At 42.7% G+C, this 22,986-nt stretch carries 25 protein-coding genes and 1 pseudogene; 11 read left to right on the top strand and 15 right to left on the bottom strand.

Annotated features, from left to right (window positions below):
- Window positions 1-108 precede the first annotated feature (108 nt).
- Window positions 109-852, top strand: a complete 744-nt coding sequence (locus ACQKNS_RS16025) for a glycerophosphodiester phosphodiesterase (RefSeq protein WP_427644348.1) — start codon at window positions 109-111, stop codon at window positions 850-852.
- Window positions 853-912: 60 nt separating this feature from the next.
- Here ACQKNS_RS16025 and ACQKNS_RS16030 read toward each other — a convergent pair whose 3' ends face one another.
- A complete protein-coding gene (locus ACQKNS_RS16030; protein ID WP_076368100.1) occupies window positions 913-1,122 on the bottom strand; it encodes an alpha/beta-type small acid-soluble spore protein in 210 nt (69 codons plus the stop codon).
- A gap of 165 nt (window positions 1,123-1,287) precedes the next feature.
- Here ACQKNS_RS16030 and ACQKNS_RS16035 point away from each other — a divergent pair, with 165 nt between their 5' ends.
- Both ACQKNS_RS16035 and ACQKNS_RS16040 read left to right on the top strand, forming a co-directional pair.
- A complete protein-coding gene (locus ACQKNS_RS16035; protein ID WP_427644349.1) occupies window positions 1,288-2,574 on the top strand; it encodes a glycosyl hydrolase family 18 protein in 1,287 nt (428 codons plus the stop codon).
- Between the two features lie 244 nt (window positions 2,575-2,818).
- Entirely contained in the window at window positions 2,819-3,811 is a 993-nt protein-coding gene (locus ACQKNS_RS16040; RefSeq protein ID WP_427644350.1) for a potassium channel family protein, read from the top strand.
- Here ACQKNS_RS16040 and ACQKNS_RS16045 read toward each other — a convergent pair.
- The 3 genes from ACQKNS_RS16045 to ACQKNS_RS16055 all read right to left on the bottom strand — a co-directional run bounded on the left by ACQKNS_RS16045 (window position 3,808) and on the right by ACQKNS_RS16055 (window position 7,088).
- On the bottom strand, window positions 3,808-4,212 hold the full coding sequence (locus tag ACQKNS_RS16045; RefSeq protein ID WP_098371426.1) for a YugN-like family protein: 405 nt from the start codon (window positions 4,210-4,212) through the stop codon (window positions 3,808-3,810). The two genes, ACQKNS_RS16040 and ACQKNS_RS16045, sit on opposite strands and share 4 nt — an antisense overlap.
- Window positions 4,213-4,431: 219 nt before the next feature.
- Window positions 4,432-5,778 (bottom strand): glucose-6-phosphate isomerase, encoded by a 1,347-nt coding sequence (locus tag ACQKNS_RS16050; protein WP_427644351.1) that lies wholly within the window; start codon window positions 5,776-5,778, stop codon window positions 4,432-4,434.
- Window positions 5,779-5,924: 146 nt separating this feature from the next.
- On the bottom strand, window positions 5,925-7,088 hold the full coding sequence (locus ACQKNS_RS16055) for an iron-containing alcohol dehydrogenase (protein WP_427644352.1): 1,164 nt from the start codon (window positions 7,086-7,088) through the stop codon (window positions 5,925-5,927).
- Window positions 7,089-7,284: 196 nt separating this feature from the next.
- Here ACQKNS_RS16055 and ACQKNS_RS16060 point away from each other — a divergent pair, with 196 nt between their 5' ends.
- On the top strand, window positions 7,285-7,518 hold the full coding sequence (locus tag ACQKNS_RS16060) for a DUF378 domain-containing protein (protein ID WP_063234087.1): 234 nt from the start codon (window positions 7,285-7,287) through the stop codon (window positions 7,516-7,518).
- Window positions 7,519-7,659: 141 nt separating this feature from the next.
- Here the strand turns inward: ACQKNS_RS16060 and yugI are convergent, their stop codons facing one another.
- Window positions 7,660-8,064, bottom strand: a complete 405-nt coding sequence (yugI, locus tag ACQKNS_RS16065; protein WP_063234086.1) for a S1 domain-containing post-transcriptional regulator GSP13 — start codon at window positions 8,062-8,064, stop codon at window positions 7,660-7,662.
- 302 nt (window positions 8,065-8,366) lie between these two features.
- Between yugI and ACQKNS_RS16070 the strand changes: the two genes are divergently transcribed.
- Both ACQKNS_RS16070 and ACQKNS_RS16075 read left to right on the top strand, forming a co-directional pair.
- On the top strand, window positions 8,367-9,710 hold the full coding sequence (locus ACQKNS_RS16070; protein WP_427644353.1) for a sodium-dependent transporter: 1,344 nt from the start codon (window positions 8,367-8,369) through the stop codon (window positions 9,708-9,710).
- Window positions 9,711-9,850: 140 nt separating this feature from the next.
- Window positions 9,851-10,204, top strand: coding sequence for a helix-turn-helix domain-containing protein (locus tag ACQKNS_RS16075; RefSeq protein WP_427644354.1), 354 nt, complete (start codon window positions 9,851-9,853; stop codon window positions 10,202-10,204).
- A gap of 161 nt (window positions 10,205-10,365) precedes the next feature.
- Here ACQKNS_RS16075 and ACQKNS_RS16080 read toward each other — a convergent pair whose 3' ends face one another.
- Window positions 10,366-11,535, bottom strand: coding sequence for an aminotransferase (locus ACQKNS_RS16080; RefSeq protein WP_427644355.1), 1,170 nt, complete (start codon window positions 11,533-11,535; stop codon window positions 10,366-10,368).
- The gene (locus ACQKNS_RS16085) at window positions 11,532-12,032 is read right to left on the bottom strand and encodes an Lrp/AsnC family transcriptional regulator (protein ID WP_427644356.1); all 501 of its coding nucleotides are present in this window, start codon (window positions 12,030-12,032) and stop codon (window positions 11,532-11,534) included. The genes ACQKNS_RS16080 and ACQKNS_RS16085 overlap by 4 nt, the downstream gene beginning before the upstream one ends.
- Window positions 12,033-12,338: 306 nt before the next feature.
- Here ACQKNS_RS16085 and ACQKNS_RS16090 point away from each other — a divergent pair, with 306 nt between their 5' ends.
- Window positions 12,339-13,181 (top strand): alpha/beta fold hydrolase, encoded by an 843-nt coding sequence (locus ACQKNS_RS16090; protein ID WP_427644357.1) that lies wholly within the window; start codon window positions 12,339-12,341, stop codon window positions 13,179-13,181.
- 190 nt (window positions 13,182-13,371) lie between these two features.
- Here the strand turns inward: ACQKNS_RS16090 and ACQKNS_RS16095 are convergent, their stop codons facing one another.
- Window positions 13,372-13,632 carry a DUF1871 family protein gene (locus ACQKNS_RS16095; protein ID WP_427644358.1) on the bottom strand — a complete coding sequence of 87 codons (261 nt, stop codon included), beginning with the start codon at window positions 13,630-13,632 and terminating at the stop codon, window positions 13,372-13,374.
- A 91-nt stretch (window positions 13,633-13,723) separates the two neighbouring features.
- On the opposite strand from ACQKNS_RS16095, the gene ACQKNS_RS16100 reads away from it, so the two are divergent.
- Window positions 13,724-14,908 carry a MalY/PatB family protein gene (locus ACQKNS_RS16100; protein ID WP_427644743.1) on the top strand — a complete coding sequence of 395 codons (1,185 nt, stop codon included), beginning with the start codon at window positions 13,724-13,726 and terminating at the stop codon, window positions 14,906-14,908.
- A gap of 39 nt (window positions 14,909-14,947) precedes the next feature.
- Here ACQKNS_RS16100 and ACQKNS_RS16105 read toward each other — a convergent pair whose 3' ends face one another.
- Window positions 14,948-15,703: a TraR/DksA C4-type zinc finger protein gene (locus tag ACQKNS_RS16105; RefSeq protein ID WP_427644359.1), complete on the bottom strand. Its 756-nt coding sequence runs from the start codon at window positions 15,701-15,703 to the stop codon at window positions 14,948-14,950.
- Between the two features lie 122 nt (window positions 15,704-15,825).
- On the opposite strand from ACQKNS_RS16105, the pseudogene ACQKNS_RS16110 reads away from it, so the two are divergent.
- Window positions 15,826-16,614: pseudogene (locus ACQKNS_RS16110) on the top strand (manganese catalase family protein); the annotation flags it as partial.
- A 38-nt stretch (window positions 16,615-16,652) separates the two neighbouring features.
- Here the strand turns inward: ACQKNS_RS16110 and ACQKNS_RS16115 are convergent.
- The 4 genes from ACQKNS_RS16115 to ACQKNS_RS16130 all read right to left on the bottom strand — a co-directional run bounded on the left by ACQKNS_RS16115 (window position 16,653) and on the right by ACQKNS_RS16130 (window position 18,901).
- Window positions 16,653-17,267 (bottom strand): PH domain-containing protein, encoded by a 615-nt coding sequence (locus ACQKNS_RS16115; protein WP_427644360.1) that lies wholly within the window; start codon window positions 17,265-17,267, stop codon window positions 16,653-16,655.
- 40 nt (window positions 17,268-17,307) lie between these two features.
- Window positions 17,308-17,784, bottom strand: a complete 477-nt coding sequence (locus ACQKNS_RS16120) for a GNAT family N-acetyltransferase (RefSeq protein WP_427644744.1) — start codon at window positions 17,782-17,784, stop codon at window positions 17,308-17,310.
- A gap of 168 nt (window positions 17,785-17,952) precedes the next feature.
- Window positions 17,953-18,177 carry a hypothetical protein gene (locus tag ACQKNS_RS16125; protein ID WP_427644361.1) on the bottom strand — a complete coding sequence of 75 codons (225 nt, stop codon included), beginning with the start codon at window positions 18,175-18,177 and terminating at the stop codon, window positions 17,953-17,955.
- A 133-nt stretch (window positions 18,178-18,310) separates the two neighbouring features.
- A complete protein-coding gene (locus ACQKNS_RS16130; protein ID WP_427644362.1) occupies window positions 18,311-18,901 on the bottom strand; it encodes a peptidylprolyl isomerase in 591 nt (196 codons plus the stop codon).
- Window positions 18,902-19,080: 179 nt separating this feature from the next.
- Here ACQKNS_RS16130 and ACQKNS_RS16135 point away from each other — a divergent pair, with 179 nt between their 5' ends.
- Window positions 19,081-19,467, top strand: coding sequence for a kinase-associated lipoprotein B (locus ACQKNS_RS16135; RefSeq protein ID WP_283899305.1), 387 nt, complete (start codon window positions 19,081-19,083; stop codon window positions 19,465-19,467).
- A 40-nt stretch (window positions 19,468-19,507) separates the two neighbouring features.
- Here the strand turns inward: ACQKNS_RS16135 and kapD are convergent, their stop codons facing one another.
- The gene (gene kapD, locus ACQKNS_RS16140; protein ID WP_427644363.1) at window positions 19,508-20,131 is read right to left on the bottom strand and encodes a 3'-5' exonuclease KapD; all 624 of its coding nucleotides are present in this window, start codon (window positions 20,129-20,131) and stop codon (window positions 19,508-19,510) included.
- 270 nt (window positions 20,132-20,401) lie between these two features.
- On the opposite strand from kapD, the gene ACQKNS_RS16145 reads away from it, so the two are divergent.
- Window positions 20,402-22,261, top strand: coding sequence for a transglycosylase domain-containing protein (locus ACQKNS_RS16145; protein ID WP_427644364.1), 1,860 nt, complete (start codon window positions 20,402-20,404; stop codon window positions 22,259-22,261).
- A 35-nt stretch (window positions 22,262-22,296) separates the two neighbouring features.
- Here the strand turns inward: ACQKNS_RS16145 and ACQKNS_RS16150 are convergent, their stop codons facing one another.
- Window positions 22,297-22,854: a DUF5366 family protein gene (locus tag ACQKNS_RS16150; protein ID WP_427644365.1), complete on the bottom strand. Its 558-nt coding sequence runs from the start codon at window positions 22,852-22,854 to the stop codon at window positions 22,297-22,299.
- Between the last annotated feature and the right edge of the window lie 132 nt (window positions 22,855-22,986).

Raw genomic sequence — 22,986 nt, forward strand, 5'->3', positions numbered from 1 at the left:
TGTATTTTACTCGTTGTTTAAAATATTGTCTATTAAACATTGCTGAAACAATTCAGTGATACATGTATGATAGGGTTCAAGATAAAGTTTAAAGGGGATGTGATGATTTTGCAAAACATACTTATTTTCGCCCATAGGGGGTCCAAGGGGACGCATCCTGAAAATACGATGGCCGCATTTCAAAAGGCGGCAGAAATCGGGGCCGATGGGATCGAGTTCGATGTCCATCTCAGTTCTGATGGGGAATTGGTCATCATCCATGACGAAACACTTGATCGAACGACCACCCTTACTGGTTATGTAAAAGAGCATTCGGCACTAAGGCTGAAAACGGCTGATGCCGGGAGCAAGTTTTCCAAGGAATTCCTTGGGGAGCGGATTCCCTTTTTAATGGGCGTTTTCGAGTGGGCTAAGGGAAATGCCTTATTGATGAATATCGAAATCAAAACGGATAAACTCGCTTACGAAGGAATCGAACAGAAGATCATTGATTTAATACGTCAATATCAAATGGAAAAGCGGGTGATCCTCTCTTCTTTCAACCATCAATCCATTGAAAAAGTGAAGATGCTCGCCCCAGACCTTGAACGTGCATTATTGTTCGAGGGGCTTCCTGTAAACTACGAAGAGATCTTACGAGATAAAAATGAAGCGGGTTTTCATCCAGATAAAAACAGCCTGACCCCGGAAGTTAATGAAAAAGCGAAAAAACTTGGATATAAAATCCGGCCTTGGGTCGCCAATGATGAAGCCGACATCGTCAAGCTGGCAGAGTTGGGTGTCGACGTCATCATGACCGATTTCCCTGAAAAGGCAATCAAGACTTTAAAGGCATGGCAGTCGCATGGATGAACAATGCAAAAGAGAAGGAGCGATGCTCCTTCTCTTTCTAATCCATATTTATTCAATTAATTAACGAGAAAAGTTTGAACCGCCTAGTTGTTGTTCAGCCATTTGAACCAAACGTTTTGTGATTTCCCCACCAACAGATCCGTTAGCGCGAGAAGTAGTGTCAGCACCTAGGTTTACACCAAATTCACTAGCGATTTCATTCTTCATTTGTTGTAGGGCTTGCTCTGCACCAGCTACTACTAGTTGATTGCTGTTATTGTTGTTTGCCATGTGTTTTCACCTCCTACTAATATTAATTAGCATTTTAAGCTTAAATTATTATTGCCAATTTATTGAATTTTTTCGTTTGGGACCCTCTCTATCCTAAGCTCTTTATCATGAATTTCTTTTTATGCTCATAAACTGTTAGGAAACTTTCAGTAGGAGGGAAAAGAATTGCAAATACATGTGGTTAGGCCAGGCCAGACGTTATATGGCATCGCCCAGACATACAGCGTAACCGTTGACAGGCTCGTCGATTCAAATAAGATCCCTAACCCAAATAATCTTGTTTCGGGGCAGGCCCTTGTCATACCAATCGTCGGCAGTTATTATTTCGTTCAACCGGGTGATAGTTTATATTCGATATCTCAAAGAGTTGATGTCCCTGTTCAAGAATTGGCAAATATAAATGGCATTTCCGAAAATCAAATCCTATCCGTTGGATACCGGCTCTATATTCCGGCTAGAAAGAAAAGGACCGCCGAATTCAACGGTTATGTCGAGCCGCGGGGTACATCGGTTTCACCGGCCCTTGAAACGGCCGCCAGGGAAGCTGGGCCCTATTTAACCTATTTAGCCCCTTTCAGCTTCCAGGCGCTTCGTGACGGCTCCCTAAAAGAGCCTTTGCTCAATGATTTCCCTGCCATCGCCAGAGAAAATAAAAATGTCCTGATGATGGTCATCACGAATCAGGAAAATGACCAATTCAGCGATGAGCTTGGGCGAATCATTTTAACCAATACTTCCGTTCAGAATAAGTTCCTGAACAATATCGTTACAACGGCAAAGAAATATGGATTCCGGGATATTCACTTTGACTTTGAGTTTTTAAGGCCGGCCGATAGAGAAGCGTATAATCAATTTCTCCGAAAAGCCAAGGAACGATTCAAAAAAGAAGGATGGTTCATTTCCACGGCACTTGCCCCTAAAACAAGTGCTGAGCAAAAAGGCCGTTGGTATGAGGCACATGACTATAAAGCACATGGTGAAATTGTCGACTTCGTTATCATCATGACCTATGAATGGGGATATAGCGGAGGACCGGCAATGGCTGTGTCACCTATTGGACCTGTTCGGGAGGTTCTCGAATATGCCGTCACCGATATTCCCTCCAACAAGATCCTGATGGGGCAGAATCTATATGGCTATGATTGGACCCTGCCGTTTGTGCAGGGATCCACTGCCAGGGCCATTAGCCCGCAGCAGGCCATCCAGATTGCGGCAGCCAATAATGTTGCCATCGAGTATGATGAAACCGCTCAGGCCCCGCACTTCAACTATACCGATGTAGAGGATAGGAAGCATGAGGTGTGGTTTGAAGATGCCAGATCCATTCAGGCTAAATTCGATTTAATCAAAGAACTGAATCTAAGGGGAATGAGTTATTGGAAGCTAGGCTTAGCCTTTCCTCAAAACTGGCTGCTCATCAGTGATAACTTTAACGTACGGAGAAGGGTCTAAAAAAAGATGAAGGAATACCGAAACGCAAACGGGCATATAATCAACTATCGAGCATGAAGTCCTGTTTAGGATACGTGACTCAACCATGAAAGCCTTCCGACATCACCGGAGGGCTTTTATCATTTACCCGAAATATGACGGCAACTTTCCCATATTCATCATTCAAAGTTTGTCTATACGCACCCTTATGAGCCAAGCCTTTTTTGAACATACTAAAAGGAACAGCTTAAGGGGTGTGAAAAACATGATTCGATTCGGTCCATACACCAGCATCGTTCCCAGATTTCCGCGGTTCATCAGATTGCTATCCACCATCGCATTATTTTTACTTTCATTCGGCATCCTGATACATTTTGTGGAGCCGGAGAGATTCCCTACTTTACTTGATGGCATCTGGTGGGCAATCGTGACCATGTCAACGGTGGGTTACGGAGATTTCACTCCCGTTACAAATCTAGGTAAAATAATTGGGATGGTCCTCATTTTGTCAGGCGCCGGCCTGATCACCTCTTATTTTGCGTACATTGCCAAGATTTCCATTTCCAATGAACAGCAATTTCTAACAGGAAAGAAAGTATTCAGCGGCGGCGGACATATTATCATTGTGGGCTGGAATGGCCGTTCCCAGAGAATCATCCAAAACATTCATGACCGTAAACATCATCAATCCATCGTCCTTATAGACGATACGCTCCAAAAGCACCCGCTTCCAAGAACGAATATCCACTTTATCCAAGGAAAAGCTACATTGGATTCCGTTTTGCAGAAAGCGAATGTAAAACAAGCCATACGCGTCCTGATCACGGCTGACCTTAAGCAAGACGAGCTGCAAACGGATATGTTCTCGATCTTAACATTGCTTGCCGTCAAAGGGCTGAATCCTCATGTATATTGCCTTGTGGAAATATTGACGCATGAACAAAAGGAAAATGCTTTACGGGCTGGGGCGGACGGTATCGTGGAAACGAATAAATTTGCAAGTGAATATATGCATGATTGCTTATCGAAGGGGATCCTTGCCGAAGCCGAAGAGCAAAAAGAGCCGGATGGATTGAACATCAAGCAGCTGCCCATCCAGGATGACTGGGTTGAATTGACGTTTAAACAATTGAACGTTAAACTATTCGATCAAGATATTTTATTGGTCGGCATCATTTCAGGAGGCAAGACATTGATCAAGCCCCCTGGAGATGTAATCATACATCGTGATGACACCTTGCTCATCATTGAAGATTAATGTAATAAAAGCTTTTCCAAATCACGGACAAGCGCTTTTCCTAATGAGATATAATTTTCCGGAAATTCGGCATCCGGATCTTCAGGCTCAGCAAACTGATTGAAGGAAGCGGAGAGGTTTCCGATATTTCCTTCATCATCCATCCCGTCCTCGTACTTATGAGATAGCAAAAACGGTTGTAATAGTTCGACCATCACCCCATCCTTATCGAGTGAACCATCAACAGCCTTGAAGGGGACTCGCAAGAATTGGTAGCCATCACTGCCATCAATCTTATAATCAAAAGAGCCGTGGTCATAATCCCATCCGCCGCCTATCACATATCCTTCCGGTTTTAACTTCGTCTCCAGATCGAACAAACCGAATGTTTTCCCTTCCAACTGAGAAGAAATTTTAATCATTGTATAAAACCTCTTTCGCTAATTTTCTATTAGCTTAACCAAAGTGCCTTAAAAAAAACCTGGAATGCCCCTATTGTTCCTCGATTGGCGAAAGGTTGGCTTCCAAGCCGCCCTTATGCTTTTGAAGTTTCTCCCTTTTCGTCGCTTCCTTGATGGCACTGCTTAAGCGTTCAAAAAAAGCATCAAGCAGGATGTTATTCCGGCTTGATGCTTTTTATATTATAAGCGCTGTTCGAGCTCAGCTTTTTTCTTTTCATAACCCGGCTTTCCTAAAAGAGCAAACATGTTCACCTTATAGGCTTCCACTCCAGGCTGATCAAATGGATTTACACCAAGTAAGTATCCGCTCATTGCACAAGCTTTCTCGAAGAAATATACAAGGTAGCCAAAAGTATAAGCATCGAGCTGCGGAACCGTCACGATCAAGTTGGGAACGCCACCGTCCGTATGGGCTAACAGCGTACCCTCAAATGCTTTATCATTCACGAATTGCACCGTTTCACCTGAAAGGTAATTCAGGCCATCCAAGTCATTGGCCGCTTCTTCAATCAAGATTTCATGACGGGCCTTTTCCACTTTGATGACTGTTTCAAAAAGATCACGCCGTCCTTCCTGAACATACTGCCCTAAAGAATGCAGGTCAGTCGAGAAGTTAGCCGATGAAGGGAATATCCCTTTTTGATCCTTTCCTTCACTTTCCCCAAATAATTGTTTCCACCACTCAGAGAAGTATTGAAGTCCAGGCTCATAGTTTATCAGCATTTCAATCGTTTTCCCTTTATTGTAAAGGATATTCCGAACCGCCGCATATTGGTATGCCTGATTCTCGCCTAACTCGGAAGAACTGAAGTCCACCCTTGCGCGCTCGGCTCCCTCCATGATTTGATCGATATCCGCCCCGCTGACCGCAATCGGAAGCAGCCCTACAGCCGTCAAGACCGAGTAACGTCCGCCAACATCATCAGGAATGACGAAAGTTTGGAAACCTTCCTCCGTCGCTACCGTTTTTAATGCGCCCTTCTCTTTATCAGTCGTAGCATAAATGCGGCCCTTAGCTTCTTCAATGCCGTATTTTTGTTCCAGCAGTTTCCGGAAAATCCTGAAGGCCAGTGCAGGCTCCGTGGTCGTACCGGATTTAGAGATGACATTGATCGAGAAATCCCTATTTTCCAATAGGTCCATTACATCCTGCATATATGTAGAGCTTATATTATTACCCACAAATAAAATTTGCGGTGCTTTTCTTTTATCCGAAGGTAAAATGTTATAAAAACTATGTTGAAGCATCTCGACTGCCGCCCGCGCTCCCAGATATGATCCGCCGATTCCGATAACGAGCAGCACTTCTGAATCTTCTTTTATTTTTGCGGCCGCTTTTTTGATCCTGGAGAACTCTTCTTTATCATAATTGGCGGGTAAATCAAGCCAGCCAAGATATTCATTGCCTGCCCCTGTCTGTTCATGCAGGGAATGGTGTGCCACTTTTACAGCATCCTGTAAATACGTAATTTCATGCTCCCCGAAAAACGGCAGGGCTTTTGAATAATCGAAACGAATATGGGCCATTCAAATTCCTCCTTGAATTCTTTAGTTTCCCTTTCACTTTATCTGATGTAATTCTCATAATCAAGAAATCGAACAAGTAAATAATGAATTATGCATATAAAGTAATCTCCCACCTGACAAGGCGGGAGAAAGGATAGATCACTTGTTTATAATGAAGCCCGTAATACGGCAAGGACATCTTCACGGTTCAGGACTTTGAATCTCCCAAATTCCCCTCGGCTCATCGCTTTATCAGCCATGACTTCCAATTGCGAGTCATCGATTCCATAATCCGAAAGATTGGTCGGGGCCCCTAAGCTGCTCCAAAATGACCTAAGTCTTTCAATGCCTTCAAGAGCCGCTTCCTCATCTGTCTTACCTTCAGGATCCACATGGAATACACGGACTGCCACTTGTTTAAAGCGTGCGACATTCTCATGTAGCACATGCTTCATCCAATTCGGGAATAAGATGGCCAATCCTCCTGCATGCGGGATGTCATAAACAGCCGAAACGGCATGTTCAATGTTATGCGTTGCCCAATCACCGCTGTAACCGGCCCCAAGCGACCCATTCAAGGCCAGGTTTCCGGCATAAAGGATAGTAGCCCTGTGCTCATAATTCTCCAGGTCATCCAATAGTTTAGGTGCCGTTTCAATCACCGTCGATAATAGCGATTCACAAAAACGGTCTTGAAGCGGCGCATGCGTTTCAGGATGGAAGTAAGTTTCGAACACATGTGACATCATATCGACCATTCCGTATACCGTTTGGTCTTTTGGTACTGAAAAAGTATTTTCGGGATCCAAAATGGAGAATTGCGGAAATACCAACGGACTTCCCCATCCATATTTTTCTTTCGTTTCCCAGTTTGTTATGACAGATCCGGAATTCGCCTCAGAGCCGGTTGCAGCTAAAGTCAGCACCGTTCCGAATGGAAGCGCCTCTTCGACTGGTGCCTTCTTAATGACAAGATCCCATGGATCCCCGTCATATTTAGCACCCGCAACGATGGCCTTTGTAGCGTCGATGACGCTTCCTCCCCCAACAGCAAGGACAAAGTCGATTCCATGTTCTTTACAAAGATCAACACCTTTTCGGACTGTCGAGATGCGTGGATTCGGCTCAACTCCGGAAAGTTCGTGCACCTCTGCATCGATATCCTTCAAGGTATTGAACACTTTTTCATATAAGCCATTTTTCTTTATGCTTCCACCACCGTATACAAGTAAAACTTTATCGCCATACGCAGGAATTTCAGTTTTTAAGCTTTCAAGCTGACCTTTTCCGAAAATGACTTTAGTTGGGTTTTTATAAGTATAATTTTCCAATGGATATCTCTCCTTTAATGCATATTGACTCCGTTTTTGAATGGTCCAAAGTGCTAGTTTTTCTTTTATTCATTATGACCAATGTTCCATTTAAATACAAAATATCCGCCCGGAACTTTTGGAGTGATGTATATTTACATGATGAAATAGCATGATAAATAAAGAACTGATTTTTTCAAAAAAAGGAGGCAGTACAATGAGTGGAATACAAAGAACTGCACTTGTTCTTACAATAATTGGGGCAATCAACTGGGGATTAATAGGTTTTTTCCAATTTGACTTGGTCGCTTCGATTTTCGGAGGGCAAGATGCTGGATTAGCCCGTATCGTTTATGGATTGGTTGGAATTGCCGGTCTCATTAATCTTGGTCTTCTCTTTAAACCAAGTCCTGAAATTTCCAGGGAACCTGAAACTAAACCGACCCGTTAATGTCCTCGACATTGTTCATGTTTGATAAAATAAAGCCGGACCATGGATAAACACATGACCCGGCTTTATTACATTCATATGCCCCATTGTGAAAAAGGACAAAAAAAACCGGCTGATCGAAGGATCTGCCGGTTTCCAAAATTATTTTTTGATTAAGTCTTCGCGTTGAGATTGTTCAATCCACTCTTGAAGTTTGTCTTTCAATGTGTTGAAGCCTTCAGTAGATTCGATGTGAGATGTCGCTTTAACAGAAGCTTGGCGTTTTTTCGGAGCTTTTTTCGGAGCTTCAGTACGCTCAGGAGCTTCTTCTGTAGCGCGGATCGATAAGCCGATTTTTCCAGCAGCTGAATCGATGGAAAGCACTTTTACTTTCACTTCATCGCCCACTTTTAAATGTTCGTTGATATCTTTAACGAAGCCGTGAGTAATTTCAGAAATATGAACTAAACCTTGAGTTGAATCATCTAGAGCAACAAATGCACCGTATGGTTGAATACCGGTTACTTTACCAGCAACTACCGCACCAATTTCGAATTTTTCAGACATGGTAACACTCCTATTTTATATATATTTTTTCGTCTTTTCACGCAATAAAAAATTATATCACATAATTGGAAAATAATCAAAGTTAAGTATACCATACTTTTTGGGATTTTACTCAATAAAAATGTTTGTTTTTTGGAAATAATAAATATTATAAGTTCTTTATGTATAACTTATCCTAAAAATTTTCAAATAACCTCTATTTCCCTTAAAACATTCACTCATTTTTTCCCCATAATCTTCGTAATAATGAGAAAATGTTTATACAGCTAGATATACTTTACATCTAAAGGAGTTTTTCCATCATGTCAAAACAAGATCAATGGACTTCAAAACTTGGGTTCATCCTCGCAGCCGCGGGTTCCGCTATTGGATTAGGAGCCATCTGGAAGCTCCCATATATGACTGGGGCAAATGGTGGAGGGGTCTTTTTCCTGCTCTTCATTTTATTCACCGTCCTTATCGGTGCCCCGATATTAATAGCGGAATTCACGATTGGCCGCCATGCACAGAAAGATGCCATTAGTGCATATAAACATATCGCCCCCGGAAGGCCTTGGGCATTGATCGGATATGGCGGTGTCGTAGCTTCAATGATTCTTCTTTCCTTCTTCAGTGTTGTCGGAGGCTGGATCATTTCGTATTTAGCCAGAAGCTTTACAGGCTCACTCTCAAACTTAACGCAAGAAGAATATGGGAACTTCTTCAACACGATAATCAGTAATCCATATGAAACGGTTATCGCTCAGTTATTGTTCATGGTCTTTACCATTTGGGTCGTGCAAGGCGGCGTTTCCAAGGGAATAGAAAAGGCCAATAAATATATGATGCCTTCCTTGTTCATCCTTTTCATCATTCTTCTTATCCGTTCCTTGACTCTGGATGGTGCGATGGAAGGTGTTAAATTCTTCTTGAAGCCGGACTTTTCCGCATTAACAGGGGAAACGATCCTATTGGCACTTGGCCAATCCTTCTTTGCACTAAGTGTCGGTGTTTCCGTGATGGTAACCTACGCATCCTATTTAAGTAAAAAAGAAGATATTACAAAATCGGCCTTTTCGGTAGTTGGGCTGAATATCTTCATTTCCTTGCTGGCAGGTTTGGTTATTTTCCCGGCGGTTTTCGCACTGGGTTTCAGCCCTTCAAGCGGGCCTGGACTGGTTTTTGTCGTGTTGCCTGCCGTATTCAATGAAATGGCGCTTGGCGGGATCTTCATGTTCATTTTTTTCGTATTATTATTATTTGCCACCCTTACGACGGCATTCTCCATTCTCGAAATCGTCGTTGCAGCCATGATCAAGGGGGATGCTGCAAAGCGGAAGAAGGCTTCGTGGATAGCTGGTATCACCGTTTTCCTGATTGGGATTCCTAGCGCATTATCATTTGGGGTGTTATCGGATCTGAAGATTTTCAATTTATCCATATTCGATTTCGCCGATTATCTGACAAGCAATATCGCGCTGCCAGTCGGTGCCTTGTTCATATCCCTTTTCATCGGCTATCAAATGAAAAGGATCGAGGTACAAAAGGAGTTCGAATCCGGCGCTGATCCCGGCCGATCACTTTTTACACTTTGGTATTTCCTGATTCGCTACATCGTGCCGATCATGATCATACTCGTATTCCTAAAGTCCACTAACCTCATTTAACGTCCGATGTGCCGTATCGATATTTCCCGATGCGGCATTTTTTTCACAAAACCTACATATTCCGGGACTTCCCTTAAGTAATAATATGGTAAAATAACGACATAAAGAAAATATATTTCCTGAAAAAGGAGTGTCTGACTATGTCAAATATCGCGAAGAATATCCGGCAATACCGAGAAAATCACAACCTCACTCAACAGGAACTGGCTTTAAAATTACGAATCGGCACGAAGAAGATAGAAAAGTATGAATCGGGTGAATCGGTTCCGGATACACAAACGATTCTACGTCTTTCCACCGTTCTTGACATCCCTGCTTCGGAATTCCTGAAGGATGCCCAAACTGGGAACGCTGCTGGTACCGACGAGGACATAAAAAATCTGATTGAAGAAATCGGGACAAAAAAAGCCGAGCTCATCCTTAGAACAGCCAAGGACTTTAGCGAAGACCAAATTCTGAATGTTATGCATACTTTATATAATACACAAGCTTAATTCAAAAAAAGGGTCGTAGTACGTGTATTTTTTTTCAGGGTACTGGATATACTATGATTAACACTTTCTATGTTAATCCATTAGATTAACTCTTTTTTCTAATTCCCCCTATGGAAAGGGATCCGGCTGTTTGGAACGGCCGGATCCCTATTTTTTTGCTTTTATTTGCAATGATTCTTCATGAAGCGTTCCATCCTTCTAAGCGCTTCTTGAAGCTGTTCCATTGAGGATGCATAGGAACAGCGGATATGACCTTCACCGCTTTCCCCGAACACATCACCCGGCACAACGGCTACAAGTTCTTCCGTCAGGAGTTTTTCAGCAAATTCCATTGAAGTCATCCCCGTTTTCTCAATTGAAGGGAATGCATAAAAAGCCCCGCCAGGATTATGGCAATCCAGGCCAATCTCGTTAAATGATTTCACGATAAAATTTCGCCTTCTCCGATAACTACGGCGCATTTCCTCCACATCCTGCATTCCGTGCTTTAAAGCCTCCAATGCAGCATGCTGCGCAACAGTCGGCGCACACATCATCGCATATTGGTGGAGTTTAAGCATCGCTTCGGAAATTTCCTTAGGAGCACAGACGAACCCAAGACGCCATCCAGTCATCGCAAACCCTTTCGAAAACCCATTGATGACAATTGTCCGCTCAAGCATGCCGTCAATGGCAGCAAAGGAAGTGAATTCCTCATCGTAAGCAAGTTCTGCATAGATTTCATCGGAAATCACCAGCAAATCATGCTTTTTAACGATGTCAGCAAGCATCACTAATTCTTCCTGCCCAAGTTGGGTTCCCGTCGGGTTATTCGGTGAACAGATTAAAACGGCCTTCGTTTTAGGCGTGATCGCCGCCTCGAGTTGTTGGGGAGTCAACTTAAAGTCATCTTCCTTGGATGTCTGGACCGTGACCGGTATTCCCCCAGCCATGGTCACAAGCGGTGCATAGGCGACGAAACAAGGTTCGACGACAATCACTTCTTCACCCGGATTCAAGATGGTCCTAAGGGCAATATCGAGGGCTTGGCTTGCCCCGACCGTGACGATGATTTGATCTTCCGGTCTATACGAAACATGGAACTGCTTCTCCATATACCCGCTGATTTCCGACCTTAATTCATATAATCCGGCATTGGCCGTATATGAAGTATACCCTTCCTCCAAGGAGTTGATCGCCGCTTCCCTTACTGCCCAGGATGTAACGAAATCCGGTTCACCCACACCAAGGGAGACAACACCTTCCAAATTGGCTGCCAAGTCGAAAAACCGGCGGATGCCTGATGGTTTAAGCTCTGCAATCGTTTTTGAAACATAACTCGTTTTAATCATGGTGACACCACTATCCGCTTATCTTCTTCAGTTTGCTCGAAAATGGTGCCATCATGCTTGTATTTTTTCATAATGAAATGAGTCGTCGTGGAAATGACGGAATCCAGTGTCGAAAGCTTTTCCGAAACAAAACTTGCCACCTCGTTCATCGAACGTCCTTCGACAATGACCGAAAGATCATAAGCCCCAGACATTAAATAAACGGATTGGACTTCTTTGAATTTGTAAATCCTTTTTGCGACCTCATCGAAACCGACGCCGCGTTTAGGAGTGACTTTTACATCGATCATCGCTGTAACACCGTGGTATTCATCCACTTTAGCCCAGTTAATGACTGTTAAATAACGGACAATGACCCGCATATCTTCTAACTTCTTCAATGTAATTTCAATGTCCGATTCTGATTGATCGGTCATTTTAGCCAAATCCTTCATCTCAATCCGGCTGTTATTTTCAATGATTCTCAAGACTTCCAATTCCTCTTCATTCAAGTGCATTGGAAAACCCCCCTTTTGGAATTCACTAATTTAGATGTGATGGTTTGGCTGGCAGATAGTCTCACGAATTACCTTATTAGACTTTTTCAAAAACCTATATGACAATTAATTTAATAAGTCCTACTCTGTCAGGATAAACTTACACTATTATATCAAAATTGGCTGGTGACCTGTTATAGTAATTGTCTTTTTTCATCGTTATTATTACAATTACTGTTATGCAACAGTATTAAAGGTCCTTTTTTGGAATATTAAGGGAAGGCCAGGTTTTTATCATTGCCCCACCATAACGGAGGAGGAGCTTTTATGGAAAGTCATACAATCAAAGGCGTCGAACGGGTGGGTACTATCGATATCTATTTTGAATATGACCGAATCGACGATTCCCTCCCCACCCTCGTCCTGCTTCATGGATTTTTGTCGTCAAGCTTCAGTTTCCGTAAATTAGTGCCCTATTTAATCAAGGAATACAATGTGATTTCCATAGACCTCCCGCCATTCGGGCAAAGCGGAAAGGATTATCGATATACCTATTCATTCCGGAACATCGCTAAATCCGTCGTTACGTTCTTAGGGGGAAAAGACATCAGGAAATTCAGCATCATCGGCCATTCCATGGGCGGGCAGATTTCCCTGCAGCTCATCAAATCATACCCTGGTCTTGTCGACCATGCCATTCTTCTCGCCGGTTCAGGCTATCAGCCCGGCTATTCTGAAAAAATGAAGATGGTCAGTTACCTGCCTTTCTTTTCATTCGGGATAAAACGGTATCTGCAAAAATCAGGTATCGAAAAGAATTTAAAAAATGTCGTCCATGACCCGGCCATGATTGACGATGAAATGCGTCAGGGATATCTAGGGCCATTCATAAAGAAGCATGATATCTTCCGGGCATTGGGGAGGATGCTTCGAGATAAGGAAGTCGATTTATTGAAGGAGGACCTTAGTGACATTCATACACCATGCCTGCTTATTTGGGGAAGGCATGATCGAGTGGTGCCATTGAATATTGGCCAAAGGCTCCATGAAGACCTGCCCAATTCCAAACTTGTTGTCCTTGAAGATTCCGGGCACCTTCTTCCAGAGGAGAAACCGGAAGAAGTATATCAATTAATCAAAGCGTTTATTGGTGTGGCCACCCTAACGTAAACTCACGAGTAAATGGCGAAATTCCCGAGTATTTCGCGCAAATTCACGAGTATACTGCTCAAACCGCGAGTATACTCCACAAACTAACGAGTATACTGCGCAAACTCATGTGTAATCTGCACAAACTGAGAGTATAGAGCAAAAAAACAACGTAAAAAAAAGGTGCCCCTGTTGGGTACACCCTTTTCACCTAAATCGAACAGCTGGCATCACTTTTTATGATGAGCAGCTTTTGTGCAACTTCCAGGCACTTTTCCATCTGAACGGATTCATCGAACGAGAACTCGTAAATGGATTTTATTTTTTCCGCCAGTACCTTTGGGTCATCTATATCACGGATTGCTACGACCGTATCGGCTATTTCCGGCTCATAAAGATCCCATCCTATCTTGAATGGATCCCAGTCTTGCAATACGGCAACCAACGCTAGATTCATTTGCTGTGTATCCATATAATCATCACCTGCTCAATATTTTCAAAGAACATGAATTCATAGTATCATAACAACATGGTTTTCGCGAAATGACAAATTTTATTCGGTGGTGGATATTTTGAACAAGTCAATATTCGAAGAACAAATAAATAGGGAAAATTCAGGGTCTGCTAAATGGGATAAAATCTCGCTCACATCATTATATGGGCGCGAAGATGTCCTCCCGATGTGGGTGGCCGATATGGACTTCCCATCTCCTGAGGGCATTCAAAAGGCATTGATGGAACGTTTGAGCCATCCAATTTTCGGATATACGGTCCCTTCTGAAACGGTTTTCACCGAAATTCAAAGGTGGCTAAAAGACCGGCACTCCTGGCAAATCGATAAAGAGTGGATCTCATTTAGCTCTGGCGTCGTTTCTGCAATCGGTACAACGATCCAAGCATTCACGAACCCTGGCGATAAAATATTGTTACAATCCCCAGTCTATACCCCATTTTTTGATATGATCAAAAATAATGACCGGGTAGTGGTCAATAGTCCCCTTATCATGGAAAAGGACCGATTCGAGATTGATTTCAACGATTTTGAGGACAAGCTGAAAAGCGGAGTGAAACTATTCCTTTTTTGCAGTCCGCATAACCCTGGCGGACGCGTTTGGACAAAGGACGAACTGTTACGAATCGGGGAGTTATGTGAAAAATATAATGTAGTCATCGTCAGTGATGAGATACATGCCGACTTATTTCATAAAACATCAAGGCATTATCCGATCGCCTCGCTTTCAAAAAATTTGGCGGACATGACGGTTACATTGATGGCGCCAAGCAAAACATTCAATATTGCAGGCCTTCAGGCTTCATTCCTGATCGCCAGTAATGAAAAATTGCAGAAGCAACTGCAAAAGGCGCAAACGAAACTGGCCTTCCATGGTCTTAACATCTTTGCCTTAACAGCAATGGAAGCCGCGTACCGAGATGGTCTGGAATGGCTTGAAGACATGATTGGCTACATTGAGGAAAATATTAAAGTGGCAGAGGAATTCATTGCTGCCGAAATTCCTTCACTGCATGTCATGCATCCGGAAGCCTCTTACCTTTTATGGATCGACTGCCGTGATCTTGGATTGACCGACAAGGAAATTAAGGATCGACTGATCCATCAAGGGAAGCTTGCATTGGAACCTGGTTTAAAATATGGACCTGGCGGCGAAGGGTTCGTCCGAATGAATCTCGGTTGTTCACGCAGCGTCCTGATGGAAGGGCTAAAACGTTTGAAATTGGCGTTTTCATAAATAAAAAGAAGAACCAGGCTGAATCCTGGTTCTTCTTTTTCAATCTTTCTCTTCATCGACATATGGATCGTGCTCATATCGTGGCAAGTCCCCAAACGAGGTTTGAATATTTTCTTCAAAAAGTTCTTCCTTCAATTCTTGATATTGGGAGTTTGGATAAACCGTTATCTCTTTACCGTATATATCCACACCAACGAAATTTTCATAATCTTCGACATATCCAATATTTTCGTCGGACTCGACATACATATCTTCGTAATCGTTTGGCGGATTTACAAAATCGGAAGGCGATTCAGATGTTCCATAACTGGCAACATCCTGCCAAGAATCCTCCGCATCATATGCAACCGATTCGTGACGGTCATCATAATCGAACTTTCCAAATGGGGGTCCCAGCACTTCCTCTTCCACCGGACGATTGTCCGAAGTTTCCTGTGATGGGGTATGCTCGACACAAAAAGTAGTGGTAGGGATGGCATTCAGGCGTTCCAGAGGTATTTCCTTTGAACAAACCTCACACTTTCCATACTCACCTGCCTCGATGGCGGAAAGCGCTCGTTCAATATCCCTTATTTCATCGCGATCATGCTCGGAAAGCGCCAAATCCTTTTCCCGTTCATATAACTCGGTTCCTTCATCTCCGGGATGATTATCATAACTCGATAACTCACCTGTCGAATCCTCCAAGCTTCTTCTTAAATCGTGGTTGCCTGACTCATTTAATCGCTCTTCCAACTCTTGCTTCGTTTGCTGCAATTGCTGTTTAAATTCTTTAAGCTGCTGATTGGATAGCATGTGCAACATCCTTTCAAAATCGTTCTTCCTTCTAGTATTTCTCTCTTCCCGCCATTCCATAAAGGTATTTTTTACCTCAAGAATAATTTAATTCAGGTAACAGAAGCTAACTTAGAAATATTGTCTTCAGGGAAACACTTGGAGGACAATTCGGTGAAATGCGGACGATGATGCAGTATTCTTTCCAAAGCGCAAACTTCCGCGGCAAGGCTAAACAATATCGTGATTTACTTCGTGGAGTTTTCTTGGAGGAACTTAGCCACATTGAACTTGTCCAATCCACCATCAATCAGCTGCTGAATGGTGCCGGCGGGAATATGCCTGGAGATTCCGCCAACGATGGCGCCCCATTGGATGAAGTCATCAAAGGCGGCGCAACCCCCCATCACTTCATCATCGGTGCGAAAGCATCCCTGCCCGTCGATGCCGGCGGCAATCCATGGAATGGGTCATGGGTTTATGATCACGGTAATCTTGTGGCTAACCTTTTGAACAATATCATGCTTGAATCCACGGGAGTCCTGCAAAAGTCCAGGATTTATGAAATGAGTTCCAATAAATCAATGCGCGAAACACTGGCATTTTTAATGGTTCGCGACAATGCCCATCAAAATGCATTTGCCAAGGCATTAGAAACGCTTGGGGTTGACTGGGGGAAAATCTTCCCTGTACCTAATTATGATTTGAACAAATATCCTGAATGCCGCAAATATGTGGATTTAGGCTACCATAATGCCCAATTCAATTTCCGCTTGGACCAAACGCAAATCGGCGAGATTTTCAAAGGGGAGACACCGAGCCGAAATGGCGGAAACCTTGCTGTTACCGATCCGCCAAAAGGATTCCCTGTCCCTGAAATGCCGGATATGCCAAATGAACATAGCCCTGGCTTGAGCGATTTGAACAATTAAAAAAGAAGGCGGACACAGATTCGTGTTCGCCTCCTTTTTTAATTATTGATATATTTCTCAAAAACATAGCCAAAGTCTTTAACATGGTACTTTTTCCGGCTGTCCATCAACCATTCGAAAGCTGCAGAATTTATTTCCTTGAAACTTGCGGCCATTTGGCTTCCATCTGTGCGAACCTGGTTCAAGGTGGAAGAAGCAAGGTTTACGCTTTGCTGGGCATATTGAAGGGCATACTCATTCTCATGGCAAATTTCTGATATTTTCACGAGTGATTTGAACAAGTCTTTTAATTCTTCAATGAATTTCTTATGGACATCGATCGAGAAAATCTTGGCACCTATCGAAAATTTAATTTCCGCATCCAAATCAACGGTCCCTGCGGTTTCAAGTGTAGCGTCGGAAATAGTATGCTGGCTGTAGCTATATCTCGTAAGTGTACGCTTTTTGCTTATGGCACTTGTGCCGTCCAGATGTATGAACGCTTGATTCGTAAAACAATACTCATCGGTTTTCGACTTGATCAGGAAATAAATTTTTTCCCCATCTTCATGCATGATATAGTCATCCGCATCCACCTTGTCATAATCTGCAGGATTAATCACACTTCCAATATCACTAAGACCAAGGGCATCCGCCGCCATTTTCTTAAACATCCCTATTCCCCCCATCAAAATCCAGGTGAATTTCACCTTATTATAAGTATTTCTCCAGTATTATCTCGTCTCTGATCGGAATTCCATCAAAACTGTAAAATGGTATTTCGGGCTTGATTTTCCGTGACTCTTCAACGGCATTTTTAACGATTTCCGAAATGACATAACCACGCTTTTGAAAAAACTTCAATGCCTGTAAATTATCGTTCGTTGTAATCGCTTTAATAGTATGGCAATTTTTCTCCTTAGCAATATTTTCCATCACATAAAGCAATGATGAGCCCACACCTTGATTCTCATGCTCACTATTCAAAGAGATGATCTGACAAACATGGTCGGATAATTTGTATGTTCCCAACCCCATGATGCTCTCATTCTCGTCCATCACCCCAAAACCCTCAAGTTCCGCATAATGAAACAAGCCTCTTGAAAAAACCACTTGAGTCGTCTCCCAGTGGTGAATGAAGAAATCCTTAACCGTATCTGCCGCAATCATTCTTTTCGCTATGATTTGCATAACCAATTACGCCCCCAAAGTTTCTATCTCTATGTTTATAGTATAAAATGCTTATGCTCATAAGGGAACATTTAATTCTTCACGGCCTTCTAACAAAACATAATACCATTCATATTCAAATAATCAATATCATTTAACGGGGCTCACGATTGCTGGCATCTTCCGGGTTCAAGAAATGGTATCATCCTTGATTCGCTGGTTCCTTTTGGTGACCTCATCTTCGAATTGCTTGGTTTTCATTTCTTCCTTCTTTGAATATCTTATAATTGCCCTCATCGTTAAAACGGCTGCCACTAAAAAAATGAAGCAAGTTATACCAGCCGAGATATATTCAGTCTTGTCTTCTGGAAAGTAAAGAAACAAACCCAGTAAAGCATGATTGAGAAAGTCCATCCGATACATCCTTCCTGATAGGGAATTACACTGCATTATCCCATTATATCAATTACCAGAACAATCCACTAGTGGGCCTAATCCACTAAAACCTAAAAAACGAGAGGCAGTAAGCCCCCCGCTTCTCATTTATTTATAGAATGGTGATCCCTTTAATGACCACGTCCACTGCCGGCTTGTCTCCCGCAGTTGTCTCCACGTTAGCAATCGCATCAACAACGTCCATGCCTTCGACGACTTGTCCAAAAACAGAGTGTTTATGATCCAGCCATGGTGTGCCTCCTTGTTCCATATAAGCACTGATGATTTCCTCCGGATAACCGGCTTGCTTCATTTGCTCACCCATCCTGCTGTCCACATGCTGGGCTTGTACGATGAAGAATTGGCTGCCGTTTGTTCCCGGGCCTGCATTAGCCATGGAAAGGGCTCCGCGCAAATTGAATAATTGCATGGAGAATTCATCCTCAAATGTACTTCCCCAGATACTTTCTCCACCCATTCCAGTCCCTGTCGGATCTCCGCCTTGAAGCATGAAATCCTTGATGACACGGTGGAAGATGATTCCTTCGTAATAACCGTTTTCGGCATGTGTCAGGAAATTCTCCACTGTCTTTGGAGCCAGTTCAGGGAATAGTTTAATTTTAATATCGCCCATCGTCGTTTGCATGATGACCGCTTTTTCATTTTCCAAAACTTCACTTGTTAATTGTGGAAAGTTTGTCATTGTACATAACCTCTCTCTTTTTAAAAATAAAATGGCATGAAACACCATTTTTCATCTTCATTTGTACACTTTACACGATTTTCATAAAAAAAGCATCTTTACGAAATGGAACAAATTCGCTGTGAAAAATCGTTGTTCTTATGTATCATGAAGGAAGTTAAAAGAAAGGTGGTAGGGAAATGTCAGAACAGGATTTTAAAATCGGCGATAAGGTTACCGCCATATATAAAACTGGAAAATACATCGGGGAAGTCACCGATATCAGACCTGCTGCATATCTTGTTAAAGTGTTGGCTGTCTTGAAGCATCCCATGCAGGGAGATCTTCATAACCCGAAGCAAACGGAAGTGTCCATGTTCCATCAGCGGCGTGCCCTTGCATTCCGGGAGCAAACCAATGTACCAAAGAATATGGTAAGGAACTTTGATGAGGAGATTCCTGAGTATAAGGAATCCTTAAGGGAAGCTGTTGAGAAAATGAAAAGCACTTTAAGCGAAGCCCAAACAGAGTGGAATGATAAAAGCTTGCAGTTGCTTGAAGATCTAGCGGCAGATTATTTCAAATAAAGCATGATAAAAGCCAAATCAGTCGTATATGATTTGGCTTTTATAACGCTAAATGATTCAATACCTTTGATAAATCAATGCGATCGCCAATTGTAGTCGGTTCATGGTTTTTCATATAACTTTTATCTTTTTCTACCAACTTAAAGATATTATATGTCGTAATGGCATCATCCAGCGCCCTGTGATGCTTGCCTGTCCCTTCTTTACCATAGGCCTGTACAGCTTTCCAAAGTCCGGTTTGGTTTTGATCCCCGAAAAAGCGTTTATACTCCAGGCAAAGATCAATTTGTTTCCCTGAAAAAGGGAAATCCAACCCTGCTTTCTGACAGTTCTGGCGAAGCACCTTCATGTCCATATTTCCCCAGGTAACAATCGTCGTCGGGTGCTGCTCGTCTATATTCTTCAATAAAGAGACCAGCTCTTCAAATGAAATCCCCCGGTCCACCTGGTCCTGGGCAATGTTCAAGAACTTCTTGCACCTGCCCGTCAAAACTGGAAATTTCATTGGGTTAACAAAAGATGAGAATTGTTCCTGAATGGTCTCATTCATGACGGTGACTAAACCAACCTCAATGATTTCCGGATAAAACCCTACTGGGTTGGCTTTTCCTTCAGGCATCGTAAATTCAAAATCAATGAATACAAATTGCTGTTGTTCCTCCATTTTTATGACCCCCTTCATATTCCTGACATCAACATATAAACAAAAATGTTTTTTTCTCACGAGAATATTATAACAGAAGATTTAGAAAGTTTTTTCCCGGGATTGTAACACACCATTCGGATACGGATCCCGCTTTCATACCTATTTTACCCAAAACTCTTTATTGTCTACCTTTTTTGGATTATGATGGATGAATGGATCAAAAGTACCATTTTTCCACTCCTTCAATCCAAGGACATACTAAAAATATATTAGTTAGGAAGTTGAACTATGCGCACGTATCTTGGTTATATCACGATTTTCGTCTGCATTCCCATATTGATCCTTTTTATTTTTCTTTCTTATCAGGAGTTATCCGTAGCGCAATCTCCCTATCAAGTACTCGACGAACGAATTCCCATCGAATCGATAAAACTGTCCCAGAATAGTTACATGAAGGACGCAAATGGGAAGGTCATCAGTGAAATTTCCAATGGTGAGAAACGGACTTACCTAAAACTTGAAGACATCCCTCTTTTCCTGGAAAACCTGTTCATCGTTACAGAGGATCAGAAATTTTATGATCATGCAGGCGTTGACATATCCGGCATAAGCAGGGCGCTTCTTATCAATTCACAAAATAAAACAATCGAACAAGGCGGCAGTACCATTACCCAGCAACTGGCCAGGAATGTTTATCTCTCACATGATAGGACGTATAACCGAAAACTCAGTGAACTCATTTACGCCCATCAGATCGAGAGAAAGAAATCAAAACCGGAAATCCTGGAGCTGTATTTGAATGCCATATATTTCAGTAACGGAGCTTATGGAATCGAAGCTGCTTCCCAATATTATTTCAGTAAACCGACTGGAGAGTTGTCCAAGGCGGAACTCGCCTTCCTGGCCGCAATCCCTAATAATCCGGAGCACTATAATCCTCTAAAGCATTTCGCTGCGACGAAACAGCGTCAGGAGAGATTACTGAAACGATTGGCGGACGAAGGTGTTTTAGAACAGGACGAGTACGGAAAGCTTATCAAAAGTACGATTAAATTAGACTTGTCCACCCCAGTCGACTTATATCCCGATTACGTGACGTATGTTCACCAGGAATTGAAAAACCTGGTTGCAACCTCCGAGGGTCTCGGCAAATCCCTGCGAAGCCCTGATGTCGCCATACGTAAGCAGGCGGAAGCCGAGCTGGATAAAAAGGTAAAAAAGCTTTTGAATTCCGGAGTAACCATCCATACCGCCCTCGATACTAAACTGCAGACACAGTCAAAGACTGCTGTTCAATCAAAACTCGGTACCAATGATATCGAGGGAGCTTTAGTGGTTATACAGCATCATACGCACGAGCTTGTCTCTTTGATTGGGGGAAAGGATTATAAAAAAAATTCTTTCAATCGGGCATACCAAAGCTATAGGCAGCCAGGGTCAGCCATTAAGCCACTTCTCGATTATGCTCCCTATTTAGAGGAAACGGATGCTGACATCAATCAGCTCGTTAGCGGAGCAAGCTATTGCAGCAATAGCTATTGCCCAAAGAATTATAGCGGCGACAGCTACGGGATGGTCACAATAAGGACTGCCTTCGCTCACTCCTATAACACTCCCGCCATAAGGCTTTTTGAAAAGACGGGGGTGGAAACGAGTTTCAAGTACCTGGATGCTTTCAACTTTGAAAAGGTGAGCAAAAAAGACCAACATACAAGTTCTGCCATAGGCGGATTTGAATATGGCATGAGTCCCCTTGAACTGACGAATGCCTATACTTCCTTCAATGACGGAAAATATCAGCCAGCGCGAGCCATTACTAAAGTCACCGATCAAGAAGGGAAAGTCCTTTATAAATGGAAAGACCGTTCCAAGAAGATATGGAACAAAAGCACCGTAGCCAAGATGCGGCAGCTTCTCCACGAAACAGCCCTTTCCGGGACAGCCCGCAAAGCCTACTTTCCTACAGATTATGTCGGGGGTAAAACCGGTACGACCAATGACGTGAAAGACATGTGGTTTGTCGGTCTGACAGCAAACTATACAACCGGGGTTTGGGTTGGAAGGGACAAGCCATCCACTCTTCAATCCATTTATTCACAATCACCACATGTATTGATTTGGAAAGATATCAGCCAGACTGCCGAATGAAAAAAGAAGGTGCCGAGATGGCACCTTCTTTTTTGCTATATGGGAAGACTTGCAATAACGCTGTTATAAAGCTTCAATCCCGCATAAGCGACTATTGAAATCAGTGCCGTCCAAGCGAAGATCGGAAAGAAGACCAATCCCACCAGCCTCGATAAGTTCAGGCTCGGGCTTAACTTATTGACAAAATAAATTAAAGCGACAATATTCGTTGCGATAAAGATCGACCCAAGCCCGATGATGAATTGAACACTGAACAATGAACAGGCACCGCCAATCACATATATGACCGCGCCTTTTCTTACACTGTTAAGGGCTTTACCTTCCGAATCCTTGGAAAAGAATAATAAAGCCAGCTCCAATATCGTATCGGAGATCAGCTTCAATGCAGCAAAAACCATGAAGAATAATAGGAGCAATACGATCAGCAGCGCCAGCTTGATGCCGGTTTCAGAAAAGAACTCAAGCATCCCTTGGTAGATTCCCAAATTCCCAAATAACTTGAGCATTTGCATCTCCCCATAAATGGCAAAGGAGAGGCTGAATAATAAGATTGAAATGATTGGTAAATAGCTAAGTAAATATGTGTTTTTCATGATTTCTCCATCCATGCGTCTTTTATCCTATATTATGCTAGATAATCCACCATTTCTCAATGGATACTCCACTAATTCACCCTTAAAAAAATTTTTTCAATAAATTTTTCAGGCCGGTTCACCCTCCTTTTC

The sequence above is a fragment of the Peribacillus sp. NPDC094092 genome (assembly GCF_050279365.1).
In the GTDB taxonomy this organism is placed as follows: Bacteria; Bacillota; Bacilli; order Bacillales; family DSM-1321; genus Peribacillus.